This is a genomic window from Kineosporia sp. R_H_3, from assembly GCF_002198675.1.
Taxonomy (GTDB): domain Bacteria; phylum Actinomycetota; class Actinomycetes; order Actinomycetales; family Kineosporiaceae; genus R-H-3.
In genome coordinates, this window is the sequence record NZ_MWLL01000076.1 from 1 (window position 1) to 17,611 (window position 17,611).

Genomic DNA, 17,611 nt, shown 5'->3' on the forward strand with positions numbered 1-17,611 from the left:
TTCGAGGCCGTGCCGGCGGGGGAGCCGAGGGCGGCCGTCGTCGTCCTGCCCGACATCCGCGGCCTGCACCCGTACTACCGCGCGCTCGCGGAGCGGCTCGCCGAGGCCGGGTACCACGCGGTCGCGATCGACTACTTCGCGCGCACGGCGGGTGCGTCGATGCGCGACGAGGGCTTCGACTGGCAGGCCCACGTGCCGCAGGTGACGCCGGAGCACGTCCTCGCCGACGTCACCGCGGCGGTCGGGCACGTCTCGCCCGACGGCACGCTCCCCGTGCTCACCCTCGGGTTCTGCTTCGGCGGCGGGCACTCGTGGGGGCTCGCGGGCAGCGGGCTGGCGGCCGTCGGCACGCTCGCGGGTGCGGTCGGCTTCTACGGCCGACCGGCTCTGCTCGCGGAGCGTGCCGCGGACGTCGCGGCGCCGGTCCTCATGCTCGTCGCGGGGGCCGACCACGCGATCCCGGCTGCCGACGTCGTCGCCGTCGCGGACGACGTCCGGGCCGGTGGCGCGGACGTCGAGGTCCACGTCTACGACGGGGCGCCGCACTCCTTCTTCGACCGCACCTACGCCGACCACGCGGACGCCTGCACCGACGCGTGGCGGCGGATCGTCGCGTTCACCGACCGGGTCGCGGGCGGTCCGCGCCGGGTCGCCGCGGGCTGAGCGTCCACCACCCGCTCGTCGCCCAGGTTCCCGGGCGCTGCGGGGACGTCGTCGAGGCCGGCCGGACCGGCCGGGCCGGAGGCCCGAAAAGCGGTTGCAGCGCGGCCCCTCGGCGCCGCAGGCTCGGGGGATGCCCGCCGCGCCCGCCCCGCTCCTGACCTGGGTCCCGCTCGCCGCCGAGAACGTGCCGGTCTGGCACCGCCTCGTCGAGGCGTGCACCGAGGCGGACGGCGGCGAGGAGCACCTCACCGTCGAGGACCTGCACGACGAGCTGGAGCCGGAGTGGCTGGACCTGGCCCGTGACTCGCTCCTCGGCCTCGACGCCGACGGGGTCGCGCGTGCGTTCGGGCTGACGCTCGTGCGGCCGGGGGCGTCCGCCGAGCGCCGGGTCATCCTCTGGGGCGGCGTCGACCCGCAGCGCCGCGGCCTGGGCATCGGGCGCGAGCTCCTGCGCCGGCAGGTCGCGCGGGTCGGCGAGATCCACGCCGCCGCCGGTGACGGGCGCCCGACCGCCGCGTACGTCTCGGCCAAGGAGGACCTGGAGTCCGCGGTGCGCCTGCTCGCCCGGTCCGGCTTCGAGAAGGTCCGGCTCAACCACGTCATGCTGCGGGCCCTGCCGAAGGCGGGCGGCAGCCTCCCGGACGTCCGGGTGCCGGATGGCGTCCGGTTCGTCACCTACACCGAGGAGCTCTCCGAGCACCTGCGGCAGGCCCACAACCTGGCCTTCGCGGATCACTGGGGGTTCGTCCCGTGGACGCCGGCGGAGTGGCGGCAGTGGACCGTCGAGCAGCGGTGGTTCCGGCCGGACTGGAGCGTCGTCGCGCTCACCGGCGACCCCGCCGACGGCGGCATCGCGGGCTACGCGCTGAGCGCCGGGTACGAGCCGGACTGGGGGCCGCAGGGCTTCACCGAGGGCTGGACGAGCAAGCTCGGGGTGCTGCCGGCGCAGCGTGGCCGGGGGCTCGCCAAGGCGCTGCTCGCGGAGTCGATGCGGCGGTTCGCGGCCGACGGCATCGAGTACGCCGGGCTCGACGTGGACGCCGAGAACGTCAGCGGCGCACTCGGGCTGTACACGGCGACGGGCTACGAGGTCCGCAGCACGACGGGGTCGTGGCGGCTCGGCGCACCCTGACCCGCGTGCCCCCGGCGGCACCCGTCCGGCGGGACGCCGCGCGTCAGTACGACCTCGGCAGCCCGAGGACGTGGTGGCCGAGGTACGCCAGGACGAGGTTGTTGCTCACCGGCGCCGTCCGGTAGAGCCGGGTCTCGCGGAACTTGCGCTCGACGTCGTACTCGACGGCGAAACCGTAGCCGCCGTGCGCGTCGAGGCTCGCGTTCGCGGCCGCGAAGGACGCCTCGCTCGCGAGGAGCTTGGCCATGTTCGCCTCCGCCCCGCACGGCAGCCCGGCGTCGAACCGGCGGGCGGCGTCCAGGCGGACGAGGTCCGCCGCACGCAGCTGCGCGTAGGCGTGCGCGAGCGGGAACTGGATGCCCTGGTTCGCGCCGACCGGCCGGCCGAAGACCTGCCGCTGCGAGGCGTAGCCGACGGCCCGGTCGAGGAGGAAGCGGCCGTCGCCGAGGCACTCGCTCGCGATGAGGATCCGCTCGGCGTTCATGCCGTCGAGGATCTGCCGGAACCCCTGGCCCTCGACGCCGACGAGCGCGTCCTCGGGGACGACGACGCCGTCCAGGAAGACCTGCGTCGTGCTGTGGTTCATCATCGTCGCGATCGGCCGGATCTCGATCCCGGGGGTGCCGCGCAGGTCGACGAGGAACGTCGAGAGCCCGTCGGAGGGCCTGGCGGAGGGTTCGGCGCCGTCCGCGCGGGGCGCCGTCCGGGCGAGCAGCAGCATGAGGTCGGAGTGCTCGGCGCGTGACGTCCAGATCTTGCCGCCGTCGATGCGCCAGCCCTGCGGCACCCGGACGGCGCGCGTCGTGATCCGGGTCGTGTCCGAGCCGGCCTCCGGCTCGGTGACGCCGAACGCCTGCAGCCGCAGCGCACCCGAGGCGATCTGCGGCAGCCACCGCCGCTTCTGCTCCTCGCTGCCGTGCCGCAGCAGCGTGCCCATGACGTACATCTGCGCATGGCACGCCGAGGGGTTCGCCCCGGACGCCGCGACCTCCTCGAGGATCACCGCCGCCTGGGTGAGCGTCGCGCCACCGCCGCCGTACTCCTCGGGCACGAGCGCCCCGAGGTAGCCGGCGGCGGTCAGCGCGTCGACGAACGCGGTCGGGTAGCGGTCGGGCTCGAGCCCCTGCCAGTAGCTGCCGGGGAAGTCGGCGCACACGGCGCGGACGCCGGCCCGCAGGTCGTCGTGCTCGGGCAGCGGCGTGAGCTCCATGCCGCCAGCCAACCAGCCTCCCGGCCCGGCAGGGCTCAGGCGCGTCCGAACGGGCCGCCGACCGCGGCGACCGGCTGCGGCAGCGGAGTCCCGGAGCCGTCCCGGCGCGGGTCGGGCGTCGGCAGCGTGAGGGCGACGCCGTTCGCGGCCGACGCGACCGGTGGCGCCGCCCCGGCCCACGCGAGCAGCAGGGTGTCCTCGCCCTTGAGGAAGCGGTGGCAGCGCACGCCGCCCGTCGCCCGCCCCTTGACCGGGAACTCCGCGTACGGCGTGACCTTCGCCGTCCCCGGCTGGGTGCCGGGCAGGGCGGACGTCGAGCCGGCGACCGTGACGACCGCGGCTCCCCACTCGCCGTCCGGGATCCGCAGGTCGACGACCCCGAACCAGGCGACCTTCGCGCCGGTCGCGAGGTTGATGCCGGCCATCCCGCCCGCGGCCCGGCCCTGCGGCCGGACCTTGTCGGCGCCGAAGCGCAGGAGCTGGGCGTCGTCCGTGACGAAGACGAGGTCGCACTCCTCGTGCGGCAGCTCGGCGGCGCCGACGACGGTGTCGCCGTCCTTGAGCGCGATGAACTCCCAGGAGTCCTTGTTCGACGGGTGGTCCGTCGTGACCCGCTTGACGACGCCCTGCGCGGTGCCGACCGCGAGGCCGGGGGAGTCCTCGCGCAGGGACGAGAGCGCGAGGAGCCGCTCGCCCTTCTCCAGGGCGAGGAACTCGGCGACCGGAGCCCCGCCGGACAGCGACGGGCTCGTCGAGGTCGGCGGCAGCGCGGGCATGTCGAGGATCGGCAGCCGGACCATCCGGCCCAGGCTCGTCACGGCCGCGACCTCGCCGCGGGCGGTCGACCGGACGGCGCTCACGACGACGTCGTGCGACGCGCGCTGCGCCGGGTCGACCGGCGGCAGCGGCTCGTCCGAGCCGGTCCGGGCGAGCAGCCCGGTCGACGACAGGAGCACCCAGCACGGGTCGTCGGCGACCTCGAGCGGCGCGGCGGACCGGCGGCTCGCGGTGACGGTCTGGCCGGCGGACTCCAGGAGCACGGTGCGCCGCGGCGTCCCGAACTCGGCGGAGACCGCGGCGAGCTCGTCGGACACGACCCCGCGCAGCAGCGCGTCGTTCTCGAGGATCGCCGTGAGCTCGTCGATCTCCCGCTGCAGGTCGGACTTCTCCTTCTCGAGCTCGATCGTCGAGTACTTCGTGAGCCGCCGCAGCGGCATCTCGAGGATGTACTCGGCCTGCACCTGGGTGAGGTCGAAGACCTGCATGAGCCGGTCGCGGGCCTGCGCGGTGTCGTCGCTGCCGCGGATGAGCGCGATGACCTCGTCGATGTCGAGGATCGCGACGAGCAGGCCCTCGACGAGGTGCAGCCGGTCGAGCCGCTTGGTCCGGCGGAACTCCGAGCGCCGGCGGACGACGTCGAGCCGGTGCCCGACGTAGACCTGGAGGAGCTCCTTGAGCCCGAGCGTGCGCGGCTGGCCCTCGACGAGCGCGACGTTGTTGATGCCGAAGGAGTCCTCGAGCGGGGTGAGCCGGTACAGCTCCTCGAGGACCGCCTCGGGGTTGAACCCCGACTTGATCTCGATGACGAGGCGCATGCCCTGCTTGTTGTCCGAGTAGTCGTCGATGGCGCTGATGCCCTGGAGCTTCTTCGCCTGGACGAGGTCGCTGACCTTCTCGATGACCTTCTCGGGCCCGACGAGGTACGGCAGCTCGGTGACGACGATGCCCTGCTTGCGGGCCGTGACGTTCTCGATCCTGGCGGTGGCCCGGGTGCGGAACGTGCCGCGGCCGGTCGCGTACGCCTCGCGGATGCCCTCCAGACCGACGATCTTGCCGCCGGTCGGCAGGTCCGGGCCGGGGACGAACTTCATGAGGTCGTCGAGGGTGGCGTCCGGGTTCGCGATGAGGTGCCGGGCCGCGCCGACGACCTCGACGAGGTTGTGCGGCGCCATGTTCGTCGCCATCCCGACGGCGATGCCGGACGACCCGTTGACGAGCAGGTTCGGGAAGGCCGCCGGGAGCACCTCGGGCTGGCTGAGCTGGCCGTCGTAGTTCGGGACGAGGTCGACGACCTGCTCGTCGAGGCCGTCGGTCATGAGCATGGCGGAACGCGCCATCCGCGCCTCGGTGTACCGGTACGCCGCCGGACCGTCGTCCAGGCTCCCGAAGTTGCCGTGCCCGTCGATGAGCGGCAGCCGCAGCGTGAAGTCCTGCGCGAGCCGGACGAGCGCGTCGTAGATCGCACCGTCGCCGTGCGGGTGGAGCTTGCCCATGACGTCGCCGACGATGCGGCCGCACTTGACGTGCGGGCGGTCGGGCCGCAGGCCCATCTCCGACATCGTGTAGAGGATCCGGCGCTGCACCGGCTTCATGCCGTCGCGGGCGTCCGGGAGCGCGCGCGAGTAGATGACGGAGTAGGCGTACTCGAGGAACGCCCCCTGCATCTCCTGCTCGACGTCGATGTCGACGATGCGCTCGGTGAAGTCCTCCGGGGGCGGCGGTGCGCTGCTCCGGCGTGCCATGACGGTGATCTCCTCGCTGCTGCGTGCGACGCCGCCCGCGGGGTGGGGGAAGCGGCGGCGTCGCAGGCATTGTCCCTTGCCCGGCCCCGGGGGCGGCGGAGCGACCCGCCCGCGCGGCGTCCGGGCGGTGCTTGGCAGGATCGTCGGGTGGCCCCCGACGAGATCGACACCCATCCCGCCGTCGTGGCGGCCGGCACGCTGGCCGACGACCTGCTGGCCCCGGCCGCGGCCGAGGTGGACCGGACGACCGTGCCGCGCTCGCACCTCGACGCGCTCGCCGCCGCCGGACTGCTCGGGGTCTCCGCCCCGGTCGCCGTGGGCGGCCTCGGCGCGCCGCCGGCCGTCGTCCGCCGCACCCAGGAGCTGATCGCCGGCGCCGACCTGTCGACGTGGTTCGTGCAGATCCAGCACCACACCTGCGCGCCGATGGCCCTCGACGCGGGCCGCGAGGATCTCGCGAGGGACCTCGCGAGCGGCCGGGCCGTCGCCGGCATCGCGTTCTCGCACCTGCGCCGGCGGCCCGCCCGCCTGGTCGAAGCGGTCCCGGACGGCGCGGGCTGGCGGCTCGTCGGCGACGCGCCCTGGTACACCGGCTGGGGGATCAACGACGTCGCCCTGCTCGGCGGGGCGACCGACGACGGCCGGGTCGTCTTCGGGGTCGTGCCGGCCCGCGAGCAGCCGGGGCTGACCGCCTCCGCGCCGATGGACGTCGCCGCGCTGCGCTCGGCCGTGACCGTGACGCTGCACCTCGACGGGCTGCGGCTGCGGCCGGACGACGTCCTGCTCGTCGACGACGTCGAGGCCTGGGCCCGGCGGGACGCCCGGCCGTCCGCGAACCCGGTCCCCGCGGTCTTCGGCGTCGCCGAGTCGGCCCTCGACCTGCTCGCCGCGCGCGGCCGGCGCCGCGACGAGCCCGCCGCCGTCGAGGCGGCCGAACGGCTGCGGGCCCGGGTGCTCGAGGTGAAGGCCGAGGTCCACCATCTCCTCGACGAGGTCGACCCGGACGCGCAGATGCCGCGCAGGCTGCGGCTGCGGGCGCGCGCGCAGGCGCTCATGGTCGAGTGCACGACGGCGCTCGTCGTCGCCGGCGCGGGCGCGTCGATGGCGGCGTCCGACCCCGCGCAGCGCAAGGCCCGCGAGGCGCTGTTCCTGCTCATCCAGGCGCAGACCCGGCCCGCCCGGTCGGCGGCGCTCGACGCGTTCGCCCGCTGACCCCTCGCGGGCCGCGACCCCGGGGTCGTAGGTTCGCGGTCATGGACTACGTGCGTCTGGGCTCCACCGGTCTCAAGGTCTCCCGGATCTGCCTCGGCATGATGAGCTACGGCGACCCGTCGTGGCGCGCCTGGGTGCAGGGCGAGGACGTCGCCGACCCGATCGTCCGGGAGGCGGTCGAGGCCGGTGTCACGTTCTTCGACACCGCGGACATGTACTCCGTCGGCGTGAGCGAGGAGATCACCGGGCGGCTGCTCGGGAAGTACTTCACGAACCGGGACGCCTACGTCCTCGCCACCAAGGTGTTCTGGCCGATGGGGCACGGCCCGAACGACGCGGGGCTGTCCCGCAAGCACGTCACGGCGGCGCTCGACGCCTCGCTGCGGCGGCTCGGCACCGACCACGTCGACCTGTACCAGATCCACCGGTTCGACCCGCAGACGCCCGTCGAGGAGACGATGGAGGCGCTGCACGACGCCGTCCGCGCCGGGAAGGTGCGCTACCTCGGCGCCTCGAGCATGTACGCATGGCAGTTCGCGACGATGCAGCACGTCGCGCGCGAGCACGGCTGGACGCCGTTCGTCTCGATGCAGAACCACTACAACCTCGCCTACCGCGAGGAGGAGCGGGAGATGCTGCCGTTCTGCCGGGCGACCGGGGTCGGCGTCGTCCCGTGGAGCCCGCTCGCCCGGGGCCTGCTCACCCGGCCGCGACCGGCGGACGCCGCGGCCGCCCGCGACGTCACCGTGCGGGCCGGCAGCGACGCTGTCGCGGACTCCATGTACACCGAGGCCGACCACGCCGTCGTCGACGCCGTCGAGCAGGTCGCGCTAGCGCGCGGCGTCCCGATGGCCCAGGTCGGGCTCGCCTGGCTGCTGTCCCGGCCCGGCGTCACCGCCCCGATCGTCGGCGCGACGAAGGAGCGGCACCTCACGGACGCGCTCGGTGCGCTCGAGGTCCGGCTCACCGACGACGAGGTCGCCGCGCTCGAGGCGCCGTACGTGCCGCACCCGGTGCTCGGGCACTGAGGACCCGCGGCCCGGGCGGCGCTGCGCCGTCCGGGGGACGGGTCACCCGGACGGCTGACGACCGAACCGGGCACGGTCGCACCGGAACGCCCGTCTCGTGCGGTTCGCCCCTTCCGTGCGGTCAAGCCCCGGTGGCCCCCCGCCGATGACCGCCGCATGTCTGGGGGACCTCACGGGGGCGTCGAGCGCCGGCCCGTCACCGCCGTCCGTGCCCGCCCGCGCCCGCTGCGGGCCGCCCGGCTGCGGGGTGCGTTCGTCGCCGCGCTCGCCGTGCTGCTCGTCGGGACCGTCGCCGCCCCGGCCGGCGCCGCGTCCTGGCCGGCGACCAAGCCGGTCGACGTGAGCGTCCTCGACGTCACGCACACCTCCTTCCGGGTGACGCTCGCGCGCACCCTCAACGCCGACTCCTACCGGCTGTGGATCTCCCCGAAGAACGACGACATGTACGTGTCGAAGCTGCGGTCGGCGTCGTCGACCCGCAAGGGGTACGTGTCGAAGACCCCGGCGTTCGCGCTCACCGGGCTGACGTACCGGGCCGCGCCGTACTACGTGCGCGTGGCGACGGCCAAGGGCTCCAACTGGCGCGTCGGCGGCACCTTCAAGGTGTGGCTGCGACCGTGGACCCCGGGGGTCACGGCGACCGCCGACGGCGCGGGCCTGCGGCTCACGTGGCAGGACCTGCTCGTCACCGGGTACGAGGTGCGCCGCGCGACGAACGCCGCGTTCACCACCGGCCTCGTGAGCTACACCGTCCGCGGCCGGACGAAGCAGTTCACCCCGTACGGCGTCGCCGCCGGGACGCCCTACTGGTTCCAGGTGCGCTCGGTGAACGGTGCGACGCGCTCGGCCTGGTCGACCCCCGACACGGCCACCCCGGTGACGGCCGCGGTGAAGGTCCGCGTCGCGAGCTACAACATCCTCGGCACGTTCGCCGACGGCAAGCGCGGGGACTTCGGTGCGGGCGAGGTCGTCGCCCCGTGGACGTCCGCCCGGCGCACCGCGACCGCGGCGACCGTCCGGCCCTGGGCCCCGGCCGTCATCCTCGTGCAGGAGGGGTCGGAGTGGATGAACGGCTGGGACAGCGACCTGCAGGTCGACACGTTCGCCGCCGCCCTCGGCTCGCGCTACGTCGTCGCCCGCACCCAGGGCCGCGCCGGTGACGTCGACTACGCCCGCCGCGGCGTCCACGTCGTCTACGACGGTGCCGTCCTCGAGGCCGTCGGCAACGGCGGCAACTGGACGCTGCCGAACACCCGGTTCGCCGCGTGGCAGCGCCTGCGGCACAAGGCCACCGGCGCCGAGATGCTCGTCATCAGCGTGCACAACACGTCGCAGGCCGGCGCGACGTACGACGTGCGGCGCCGGGCCGAGGCCGAGGCACTCAGCGACCGCGTCGCCGCCTACCAGAGCGCCCATGGGCCGGTACCCGTCGTCACGGGCGGGGACGTCGGCTCCTACGCGGCCCGGTGGCACCCGTACGACCCGCCCGGCGTCGTCATGCGGGCCGACGGGTACGTCGACACGCTCGAGGCCGCGCAGTACCTGACGAACCAGCGCTACGGCAGCTACAACCACTACACGCGCAGGCCGCCGAAGGACACCGGCTCCGCCGACCGCATCTTCGCCTCACCGGGCGTCGGCGTCGTCGGCTGGGCGCAGCTGCTGCGGCTCAAGAGCGACGGCACGTTCAACGGCACGATCCCGTCGGACCACAACCCGGTGCTCACCGACGTGATGGTCCCGTACGCGGACGGCGGCCCCTAGGCGAATGGGACGGCGTACCGGCCGTCGTGGGCGACCTCGGCGACCGGACGGCGGCCCCGCCGCAGCGACGGCGAGCGCCGGTCGGCCGCGGCGTACCCGAGGCTGCAGACGCCGACGACGCGGCGGTCCGCGGGCGCGCCGAAGGCGGCCAGCGTCGCCGCCTGGTGCTCGGGCGGCACCCCGAAGAAGCAGCCGGCGAGCCCTTCGTCCACGGCCGACAGCAGCACGAGCAGGGCGGCCATCCCGGTGTCGACGTCCCAGTACGGCACCGGCCAGCGGGCCACGTCCCGGTCGGCCCAGCCCTTGTCGGGCTCGGCGTACCGGTCGAGGTAGCGGTTCGGGTCCGACAGGCACAGGACGAGCGCGGGGGCGGACCGCATGCCGGTCAGCCAGGCGTCGGGCTCGCCGTCCGGGTCGCTCGTGACCTGCCAGAACAGGTCGCGGTCCGCGGCCGCCGTCAGCACGAGGAAGTCCCAGCCCTGGGAGAAGCCCGCGCTCGGCGCCCGGACGGCGAGGTCGAGCATCCGCAGCAGTGCGTCCCGCGGGACGGGCCGGTCGGGGTCGTAGGCACGGACCATGCGTCGGCGTCGGACGACGTCGGAGAACTCCATGGCGGCCGAGGCTACCGGCGCGGCCGCGGCGGCCCGGCGGCGGTGCGGTGGGCGGAGCGGCGCGGTCCTGCGCGCATGATCGGTGACCTTCGGGGTACCGGGGGCCCGACAGCCGTCCAGCAGCGCGAGAGGCATGACATGGCACTCGGTATCGGGATCTTCCTCGTGGTCGTCGGTGCGATCCTCGCGTTCGCCGTCGAGGCGAGCGTGTCGGGGCTCGACATCCAGGTCGTCGGCTGGATCTGCATGATCGCCGGGGTGCTCGCCGTCGTGCTGTCGCTCGTCATGAACGCCCAGCGGGCGAACACGAGCCACACCGAGGTCGTCGAGCGCCGGGACGTGGGCAACCCGCCGCCGCGGTACTGACGCCGGCGCTACTGACGCGTGCGGTACTGACGCGGCGGGCGCCCCGGGTCAGCGTCGGAAGATCGCGGTGAGCGCCGGGGCCACGTCCCGGTGGTTCCGGACCGTCCGGAGCCGGCCGTGCCCGAGGCGGGCGAGGTCCCGACCGAGGTCGAGGTCGTGCTCGCCCGTGGTGTCGAGGAGGACGTCGAGCCGGGGCAGGGCCGCGGCCGACGGGCGCGGGTCGGGGCCGGCGTTGTGGACGCAGTCCGACAGCAGCAGCACCCGGGCGTCCCGCGCGGGGACCGCGACGAGCTCGCGGCGCGCCACCTGGAGCGGGAACGCCACGTTCGTCAGACCCTGTGCGGGGATCCGCAGCAGGTCCTCGACGAGGCGGCGGGGCCGTACGGGCCGGCCCAGCGGCAGGACGACCGCGGCGTCCGACCAGAACGCGACGACGCCGAGCGCGTCGTGCGCGAGCTCGCCCGCGAGCGCCCCGACGGTCGCGGCCGCCGTCCGGACCCGCTCGCCGCGCATCGAGCCGGACAGGTCCACGAGCAGCAGGACGCTGCGCCGGGTCCGCATCCGCTCCCGGACGACGATGTCCTCGGGCTCGGGGAGCGGCCGCTCGGCGAGCACCTCGAGGGTGCGGTCGAGGTCGACGTCGTCCGAGCCGCCCTTGTAGGGCACGCTCGTCAGCGTCCCCGCCCCGCGGCGCATCGTCGCGTCGGAGCGCGGACGCCGCAGCGCGAGCCGGGTGGCGATCGCCGCCGCCCGGGCGAGCACCTCCGGGTCGACGTCCACCGGCTGCGGGGGAGCGGGGACGAGCGTCGCCGCCTCGTCGGTGAACGCCGCGGGGGCCCCGCCGGCGCGGGTGACGCCCGGCGCCCGTTCGCGCCGCCCGCCGGACGTCCGCAGGGCCGTGCCGCCGCCCGACGCGCCGGGGGTGAACAGGGTCGGGTCCGCGGTGAGCTGCTTGGGCCTGCGCCGCAACGGTCTCGCGTTCTCCGGCGCGCGCCGCCCGGTCCGTCGCCGGACCGCCGGGTCGACGTCGACCGCCCTTCAACCGGGCGCGGCCACCGCCGGGCGGAGGACGAAGTGGTCCTCCCAGATCTCGCGCAGCACCCGTTCCGGCGTCGTCTGCACCGCCTCGTCGAGGTGGATCCGGCCGGAGAGGGCGACGACGAGCGCGTCGTGGACCACGTCGGGGTAGCGAGGGTCGTCCGGTCCGGCGACCTCGCGCAGCGCCGCCAGCGGGGCCGCCACGAGCACGAGGTCGATCGCGCCGCGCACGCTGGACCCCTGCCGCACGTCCTCATGCGTGCGGGTCGCCCGGGTCAGGGCCACCGCGTCGGTGACGAGCCGGTCGGCGAGCGGGCCCGCGTGCAGGCCGGCACCCGTCGCACCGGGTGCGGGGACGCCGTCCGCCAGGCCGGCGCGCAGCCGGACGATGGCCTGCTCCGCCGGCTCGTCCTGGTAGTCGATCGTCAGCCGGCACAGCCGGTCGTGGACGCTCGTCGACAGCCGCGTCGTCCCGACGTCGTCGCCCGGGTTCATCGAGGCGACGACGCGGAAGGTCGGTGCCGCGGTGACGACCCCGACCCGGGGGACGGCGATCTGGCGGTCGGCCATCGCCGCGAGCAGGGTGTTCAGGGTGTCCTCGGGGGCCCGGTTGAACTCCTCGATGTAGAGGAACCCGCCGGCGCGCATCGCGGACACGAGCGGGCCGTCGACGAACGTGTCGGCGCTGTAGTCCTCGCGCAGCACCCGGGCGGGGTTGTGGTGGCCGACGATCTTCGCGGGGGTGAGGTCGGCGTTGCCCTCGACGAAGAGCAGCGGGATGCCCCACTCCGCCGTGATCGCCTTGAGCATCGTCGTCTTGCTCGTGCCGGGCGGGCCCTCGAGGACGATGTCGCGCCCGGCCGCCACGGCGGACAGCACGAGCTCGAGCTCGCGCTGCCTCCCGACGAGACGCGCCGCGACGCGCGCACGCGTCGCGACGACGTCGACGACGGGGCTGCCGTGGCGGCCGTTCGCGCTCACTTGACGACGAAGCCCGCGTCGACGGGCAGCGTCACGCCGGTGACGTACCGGCCGGCGTCGCTCACGAGGAAGAGGATCGCGTTGCTGATGTCGACCGCCTCGACCATCTGCACGGGCAGGGCGTTCTGCAGCGAGAAGTCGATCCCCATCGACTCGATGACCTGCTCCATGACCGGGTTGACGACCATCGGGGTGCTGACCCCCGTCGGGTGCACCGAGTTCACCCGGATCATGTGCGGTGCCAGCGCGTTCGCGTACGCCCGCATGAGGCCGACGACGCCGTGCTTGGCCGCCGTGTAGCCGATCCCGCCGGGCAGGTCGCCCGTGATGCCCTTGAGGCCGGCCGTCGAGCTCGTGAGGACGATCGCGCCGCCGCCGCGGTCGACGAGGGCCTGCTTGCTCACCTCGACGGTGTGCCAGACACCGGTGAGGTTGACGTCGATGACGTCGAACCACTCCTGCTCGTCGTAGCCGTTCACCGAGATCGGTGCGATGCCCGCGTTGGCCAGGACGATGTCGCAGCCGCCCAGCTCGGCGACCCCCGCGTCGAAGGCGCCCTTGAGGGCTGCTTTGTCCCGGACATCGGCCTGGGTCGCGACGATCCGCCGGTCGAGGGCCTCCACCTGCTTGACGGTCTCGTCGAGGTCGGAGGGCGAGGCCATCTCGTAGGCGACGCTGGCGATCTGCTCGCAGAGGTCCACGGCGATGATGTCCGCGCCCTCCTGGGCCAGTCGCAGGGCGTGGCTGCGGCCCTGCCCCCGGGCGGCGCCCGTGACGAACGCGACCTTGCCGTCGAGTACTCCCATGACATGCTCCTTTGCACGTTTCGGGGCTTCTACCGGGTGATGGAGGCGGTGGAACGGGAACGGGAACGGGTGCGGGTCAGCGGTTGGTGTTGCCGGCGTCCACGGTGAGCTGCAGCCCGGTGACGTACCGGGCCTCGTCGGAGGCGAGCCAGAGGACGGCGTTGCTGATGTCGACCGGCTCGGTGATCTCGACGGGCAGCGAGTTCATGAAGACCGGGCCGAGCAGCGGGTCCTTGCCGAGGATCGGCTCCAGGCCGCCGAGACCGGCGACCATCGGGGTGTCGACGCCCGTCGGGTGCACGGAGTTCACCCGGATCGAGTGCTTGGCGAGCTCGTTGGCCAGGCTGTTCGTGATGCCGACGACGCCGTGCTTGGCCGCGACGTAGGGCCCGAGGAAGGGCAGGCCCTTGAGCCCGGCCGTGGAGCTCGTGATGACGATGGACCCGCCGCCGGTGGCGACGAGGTGGGGGATCGTCGCGACGCAGGTGTTCCAGACGCCGGTGAGGTTGATGTCGAGCGTGTCCTGCCAGACCTGGGGGGTCACCTCGTCCCACGTCTGGACGGTGCAGATGCCCGCGTTGGCCGAGACGATGTCGAGCCGACCGAGCTCGGCGACGCCCGCCTCGACCGCGGCGGACAGCGCGGTCGCGTCGCGCACGTCCGCGGCCTGCGCGACGATCCGCCGGTCGAGCGCCTCGACGGCCTTGACGGTCTCCGCGAGGTCCGCCTCGGTGGCGAGGCCGTACCCCACGCTGTCGACGTCGCGGCAGATGTCGACCGCGATGATGTCGGCCCCTTCCTGCGCGAGCCGGACGGCGTGGCTGCGGCCCTGGCCGCGGGCCGCTCCGGTGATGAACGCGACCTTGCCCTCGACCCGCCCCATCGCGAGCCTCCTTCGGTGTCGACGTCGGACGCCGTCCGGCGCCCGCCCCCGCGTGCCGCACCGGGACCGACGATCGCTCGGCGGGTGTGAGGTACGCCACGGAGGAAGGTGCCCGAAGAGTAACTGCACCGGGTGGCGAAACGGAAGAGCCGGGACGTATCACCCGGATCGCCGCGGCCCGGGACGTCGTCAGTCAGGCCGTGACATCTGAAATGTTAGAGGCTAACATTTGGTCCATGACCACAACGGCACCGCCGTCCGCCAGGACGGCCCGGACCCGGGAGCGGCTGCTCGCCGCCGCGCTGGACCTGTTCTCCCGCAACGGCTACGACGGGACGACGGTGGCCCAGGTCGCGGCGGCGGCCGGGGTCACGGAGATGACCTTCTACCGGCACTTCGGGTCCAAGGAGGCGCTCCTCCTCGAGGACCCGTACGACCCGCTCATCGTGCGCGCCGTCGGCGAGCAGCCGCCGGGCCTGCCGCCGCTGGTCCGCGCCGCCCGGGGCGTGCGGACGGCGTGGGAGCGGTTCCCGATCGAGGCCTCCGGCCCGGTCCGCGAACGCGTGCGGATCGTCGCGGGCTCGCCGGGGCTGCGCGGCGCCATGCAGGAGAACACCCGGCGCTCGCAGGACGCGATCGCAGCGCAGCTCGTCGCCGACGGCACCGCCCCGGTGACGGCAGCGGTCGCCGCGGCTGCGGTGATGGCGGCGCTCATGACCGGCCTGCTCGCCTGGGCGCAGACGGACGACGGCGACCTCGGCGCCGCGATCGTCGGGGCCCTCGACGTCCTGGACGTGCCCGACGGCCCCGTGGGGCCGTCGGCGGCCCGGGGAGGGCGGTCCCGGTGACGGCGCTGCGGCTCGCCGGTGCGACCCGGCTCTTCGACGGCGGGGCCGGGGTGCGCGACGTCGACCTCGAGGTCTCGGCGGGCGAGGTCGTCGCGCTCGTCGGTCTCAACGGGGCGGGCAAGACGACGCTGCTGCGGCTCGTGCTCGGGATGCTCCGGCCCCAGGCCGGGTCCGTCGAGATCGGCGGCGTGCCGCTGGACCGGCTGCCGCCGCACGCGTGGGCAGAGGTCGGTGCGCAGATCGAGTACCCCCTGGCCTACCCGGAGCTGGACGGCGCGACGAACCTCGCGCTCGCCGCGCGGCTGCACGGGGTGCCCGCCGTGCAGGTCCGCGCGGTCGTCGCGGCGGTCGTCGACGAGCTGGACCTCGGCCGGTACGTCACGGTGCGGGCCCGGCGGATGTCGCTGGGGAACCGGCAGCGCCTCGGGCTCGCCGCGGCCCTGCAGCACCACCCGCGGCTCGTCGTCCTCGACGAGCCGACGAACGCGCTCGACCCGCGGGGCATCGTGCTCGTCCGGGAGGCGGTCCGCCGCCGGGCGGACGCCGGGGCCGCCGTCCTCGTCTCGAGCCACCACCTCGACGAGGTCGCCCGGGTCGCGGACCGGATCCTCGTCATCGGCGACGGCCGGATGATCGGCACGCTCGACCCGCACGGGGCCGAGCTCGAGCGCGCCTTCTTCGCGCTCGTCCACGACGACGCGCTCTCGAGGGCGTCGTGACCGCGCCGGCGGCCGCGGGCCAGAGGGCCCTGACCGGCCTGCGCACCGCCCTCGTCGTCGAGTCGGTGAAGGCCCGGGCGTCGCTCGTGCTGCGCTCGACGTCCGTGCTCCTCGTGGTCGGGGTCTGCGTGCTGTCCGCGGCGATGGTCGCCGCGGTCCGCGCCGGGCGCACGGACGTCACGCGCAAGCTCGGGCCCACCGTCGCGACGGGGGACTGGGACGCGTTCCTCTCGGTCGCGACCCAGGTGACCGGTGCGGCCGCCGTCCTCGCGACGGGCGTGGCCCTGGCCTGGCTCGTCGGGCGGGAGTTCTCCGACGGCACGGTCGGCGGTCTCTTCGGGTTGCCGGTGACCCGGGGCGTGATCGCCTCGGCGAAGGTGCTCGTCTACCTCGGCTGGGCCGCCGGGCTGGGCGTCGTCCTGCCCTGCGCGCTGCTCGCCGCCGGGCTCGCCTGCGGCCTCGGCGCACCGGACGCCCCCGTCCTCGCAGGACTGGCCCGCATCGGCCTCCTCGTCCTCCTGTCGGCCTGCGTCGCCGTGCCGGCGGCGCTCGCCGCGACCCTCGGCCGCGGTCTGCTGCCGGGGGTCGCGACGACGGTGGGGGTCGTCGCCGTCGCCCAGGTCGGTGCCACCCTCGGTGCCGGGACCTGGTTCCCGCTCACGGCGCCGGCGCTCTGGGCGATCGCCCCGGGCACGGTCCCCGCCGCCGCGCTCGCGACGGCGCCGCTCCTCGCGCTCGCGGTCGCCGCGCTCACGGTGCTCGCGTGGCGGCGGCTCCAGCTGGACCGTTGACGATCCGCGCGACGGCCTCGCCCGGCGGCCCGGACGGGCCGGGGTTACGGTCGCGGGGCGGCCGACGGTGGACGACGACCGGACCGCACCGCGCACGGACGACGACGGGGGAAGGCACCATGCCGAAGGTCTACGGATTCAGCGAGTACGGCGGCCCGGACGTGCAGGAGTTCCGGGACGAGCCGACGCCCGCGCCCGGCCCGGGCGAGCTGCTCGTCGCGGTCCGCGCCGCCGGGGTCAACCCGGTCGACTGGAAGCTGCGCTCCGGCCGGCTCGCGGAGTGGATGCCGCGCGAGCTGCCCGTGGTGCTCGGCAGCGAGGCGTCCGGTGTGGTCGAGGAGGTCGGCCGGGACGTCGAGGGCTTCGCCGTCGGCGACGAGGTGCTCGGCGTCACGGCGCCGACGTCCGGCGGGTACGCCGAGTACGCGCTGCTCACCGCGGCGGGGTCGGCGAAGAAGCCGGTCCACCTCCCGTTCGTCGACGCGGCCGCCCTGCCCGTCGCGGCCGCGACGGCCTACGACGCGATCCGGCAGCTCGCGCTCGAACCGGGGTCGACCCTGCTCGTCAACGGGGCGGGCGGCGGGGTCGGGGTCGTCGCGGCGCAGCTGGCCCGCGACGCCGGCGTCAACGTCGTCGGGACCGGCGGCGACGGCAAGCGCGAGCTCGTCGAGTCGCTCGGCGCGACGTTCGTCGACTACCGCGGGGACGTCGCGGCGCAGGTCCGGCAGATCCTCCCCGACGGTGTCGACGCCGTCCTCGACGCGGTCGGCGGCGACGCCCTGCGCGCCGTGGCCACCCTCGTGAAGGACCGGTCCCGGATCGTCAGCACGGCCGACCAGCGGACCGCCGAGGAGCTCGGCGGCACCGGCGTCGTCCGCGACGGCAGCGGCGCCGTGCTCTCCGAGGTCGCCTGGCTCGTCGCCGACGGCAAGCTCGACATGCACGTCGTCGACGTCCGGCCGCTCGACGAGGCCGGGCAGGCGCTCAGCGGTGTCGAGTCCGGGCACTCGCGCGGCAAGGTCGTCCTCGAGCTCTGA

At 74.8% G+C, this 17,611-nt stretch carries 17 protein-coding genes; 10 read left to right on the forward strand and 7 right to left on the reverse strand.

Annotated features, from left to right (window positions below; all coding sequences use genetic code 11):
• The coding region (locus tag ECOMGDLI_RS04530) for a dienelactone hydrolase family protein (RefSeq protein WP_088314306.1) at positions 1-663 on the forward strand (663 nt) is incomplete at its 5' end.
• A gap of 130 nt (positions 664-793) precedes the next feature.
• On the forward strand, positions 794-1,795 hold the full coding sequence (locus ECOMGDLI_RS04535; protein ID WP_088314309.1) for a GNAT family N-acetyltransferase: 1,002 nt from the start codon (positions 794-796) through the stop codon (positions 1,793-1,795).
• 43 nt (positions 1,796-1,838) lie between these two features.
• Here the strand turns inward: ECOMGDLI_RS04535 and ECOMGDLI_RS04540 are convergent, their stop codons facing one another.
• Both ECOMGDLI_RS04540 and ECOMGDLI_RS04545 read right to left on the reverse strand, forming a co-directional pair.
• Positions 1,839-3,005, reverse strand: a complete 1,167-nt coding sequence (locus tag ECOMGDLI_RS04540; RefSeq protein ID WP_088314312.1) for an acyl-CoA dehydrogenase family protein — start codon at positions 3,003-3,005, stop codon at positions 1,839-1,841.
• Positions 3,006-3,040: 35 nt separating this feature from the next.
• On the reverse strand, positions 3,041-5,527 hold the full coding sequence (locus tag ECOMGDLI_RS04545) for a DNA topoisomerase (ATP-hydrolyzing) subunit A (protein WP_088314314.1): 2,487 nt from the start codon (positions 5,525-5,527) through the stop codon (positions 3,041-3,043).
• A 147-nt stretch (positions 5,528-5,674) separates the two neighbouring features.
• Between ECOMGDLI_RS04545 and ECOMGDLI_RS04550 the strand changes: the two genes are divergently transcribed.
• The 3 genes from ECOMGDLI_RS04550 (at position 5,675) to ECOMGDLI_RS04560 (ending at position 9,531) form a co-directional block, all read left to right on the forward strand.
• Positions 5,675-6,739, forward strand: coding sequence for an acyl-CoA dehydrogenase family protein (locus ECOMGDLI_RS04550; protein ID WP_198954546.1), 1,065 nt, complete (start codon positions 5,675-5,677; stop codon positions 6,737-6,739).
• A 41-nt stretch (positions 6,740-6,780) separates the two neighbouring features.
• Entirely contained in the window at positions 6,781-7,767 is a 987-nt protein-coding gene (locus ECOMGDLI_RS04555) for an aldo/keto reductase (protein ID WP_088314317.1), read from the forward strand.
• 156 nt (positions 7,768-7,923) lie between these two features.
• Positions 7,924-9,531 carry a hypothetical protein gene (locus tag ECOMGDLI_RS04560; protein WP_088314319.1) on the forward strand — a complete coding sequence of 536 codons (1,608 nt, stop codon included), beginning with the start codon at positions 7,924-7,926 and terminating at the stop codon, positions 9,529-9,531.
• Here ECOMGDLI_RS04560 and ECOMGDLI_RS04565 read toward each other — a convergent pair.
• Entirely contained in the window at positions 9,528-10,142 is a 615-nt protein-coding gene (locus ECOMGDLI_RS04565) for a nitroreductase family protein (protein ID WP_088314322.1), read from the reverse strand. The genes ECOMGDLI_RS04560 and ECOMGDLI_RS04565 overlap by 4 nt on opposite strands.
• A gap of 138 nt (positions 10,143-10,280) precedes the next feature.
• Between ECOMGDLI_RS04565 and ECOMGDLI_RS04570 the strand changes: the two genes are divergently transcribed.
• Positions 10,281-10,508 carry a DUF6458 family protein gene (locus ECOMGDLI_RS04570; protein ID WP_088314325.1) on the forward strand — a complete coding sequence of 76 codons (228 nt, stop codon included), beginning with the start codon at positions 10,281-10,283 and terminating at the stop codon, positions 10,506-10,508.
• 48 nt (positions 10,509-10,556) lie between these two features.
• Here ECOMGDLI_RS04570 and ECOMGDLI_RS04575 read toward each other — a convergent pair whose 3' ends face one another.
• The 4 genes from ECOMGDLI_RS04575 to ECOMGDLI_RS04590 form a co-directional block, all read right to left on the reverse strand.
• On the reverse strand, positions 10,557-11,477 hold the full coding sequence (locus ECOMGDLI_RS04575) for a VWA domain-containing protein (protein ID WP_088314328.1): 921 nt from the start codon (positions 11,475-11,477) through the stop codon (positions 10,557-10,559).
• A 69-nt stretch (positions 11,478-11,546) separates the two neighbouring features.
• A complete protein-coding gene (locus ECOMGDLI_RS04580) occupies positions 11,547-12,527 on the reverse strand; it encodes a MoxR family ATPase (RefSeq protein WP_088314331.1) in 981 nt (326 codons plus the stop codon).
• Entirely contained in the window at positions 12,524-13,333 is an 810-nt protein-coding gene (locus tag ECOMGDLI_RS04585) for a mycofactocin-coupled SDR family oxidoreductase (RefSeq protein WP_088314335.1), read from the reverse strand. The genes ECOMGDLI_RS04580 and ECOMGDLI_RS04585 overlap by 4 nt, the downstream gene beginning before the upstream one ends.
• A 76-nt stretch (positions 13,334-13,409) precedes the next feature.
• Entirely contained in the window at positions 13,410-14,216 is an 807-nt protein-coding gene (locus ECOMGDLI_RS04590; RefSeq protein ID WP_088314336.1) for a mycofactocin-coupled SDR family oxidoreductase, read from the reverse strand.
• Between the two features lie 236 nt (positions 14,217-14,452).
• On the opposite strand from ECOMGDLI_RS04590, the gene ECOMGDLI_RS04595 reads away from it, so the two are divergent.
• The 4 genes from ECOMGDLI_RS04595 to ECOMGDLI_RS04610 all read left to right on the forward strand — a co-directional run bounded on the left by ECOMGDLI_RS04595 (position 14,453) and on the right by ECOMGDLI_RS04610 (position 17,611).
• A complete protein-coding gene (locus ECOMGDLI_RS04595; RefSeq protein WP_088314339.1) occupies positions 14,453-15,064 on the forward strand; it encodes a TetR/AcrR family transcriptional regulator in 612 nt (203 codons plus the stop codon).
• Complete coding sequence (locus ECOMGDLI_RS04600; protein WP_088314342.1) at positions 15,061-15,783, forward strand: ABC transporter ATP-binding protein; 723 nt, start codon at positions 15,061-15,063, stop codon at positions 15,781-15,783. Before ECOMGDLI_RS04595 ends, ECOMGDLI_RS04600 begins: the two co-directional genes overlap by 4 nt.
• Positions 15,780-16,574: an ABC transporter permease gene (locus ECOMGDLI_RS04605; RefSeq protein WP_198954547.1), complete on the forward strand. Its 795-nt coding sequence runs from the start codon at positions 15,780-15,782 to the stop codon at positions 16,572-16,574. The genes ECOMGDLI_RS04600 and ECOMGDLI_RS04605 overlap by 4 nt, the downstream gene beginning before the upstream one ends.
• Positions 16,575-16,693: 119 nt before the next feature.
• Positions 16,694-17,611, forward strand: coding sequence for an NADP-dependent oxidoreductase (locus ECOMGDLI_RS04610; RefSeq protein ID WP_088314345.1), 918 nt, complete (start codon positions 16,694-16,696; stop codon positions 17,609-17,611).

Excerpts from the sequence above, each read along its gene's own strand:
- ECOMGDLI_RS04570 (WP_088314325.1), top strand. The coding sequence starts at position 10,281 with ATGGCACTCGGTATCGGGATCTTCCTCGTGGTCGTCGGTGCGATCCTC.
- ECOMGDLI_RS04565 (WP_088314322.1), bottom strand. The coding sequence starts at position 10,142 with ATGGAGTTCTCCGACGTCGTCCGACGCCGACGCATGGTCCGTGCCTAC.
- ECOMGDLI_RS04540 (WP_088314312.1), bottom strand. The coding sequence starts at position 3,005 with ATGGAGCTCACGCCGCTGCCCGAGCACGACGACCTGCGGGCCGGCGTC.
- ECOMGDLI_RS04560 (WP_088314319.1), top strand. The coding sequence starts at position 7,924 with ATGTCTGGGGGACCTCACGGGGGCGTCGAGCGCCGGCCCGTCACCGCC.
- ECOMGDLI_RS04535 (WP_088314309.1), top strand. The coding sequence starts at position 794 with ATGCCCGCCGCGCCCGCCCCGCTCCTGACCTGGGTCCCGCTCGCCGCC.
- ECOMGDLI_RS04555 (WP_088314317.1), top strand. The coding sequence starts at position 6,781 with ATGGACTACGTGCGTCTGGGCTCCACCGGTCTCAAGGTCTCCCGGATC.
- ECOMGDLI_RS04610 (WP_088314345.1), top strand. The coding sequence starts at position 16,694 with ATGCCGAAGGTCTACGGATTCAGCGAGTACGGCGGCCCGGACGTGCAG.
- ECOMGDLI_RS04595 (WP_088314339.1), top strand. The coding sequence starts at position 14,453 with ATGACCACAACGGCACCGCCGTCCGCCAGGACGGCCCGGACCCGGGAG.
- ECOMGDLI_RS04590 (WP_088314336.1), bottom strand. The coding sequence starts at position 14,216 with ATGGGGCGGGTCGAGGGCAAGGTCGCGTTCATCACCGGAGCGGCCCGC.
- ECOMGDLI_RS04585 (WP_088314335.1), bottom strand. The coding sequence starts at position 13,333 with ATGGGAGTACTCGACGGCAAGGTCGCGTTCGTCACGGGCGCCGCCCGG.
- ECOMGDLI_RS04545 (WP_088314314.1), bottom strand. The coding sequence starts at position 5,527 with ATGGCACGCCGGAGCAGCGCACCGCCGCCCCCGGAGGACTTCACCGAG.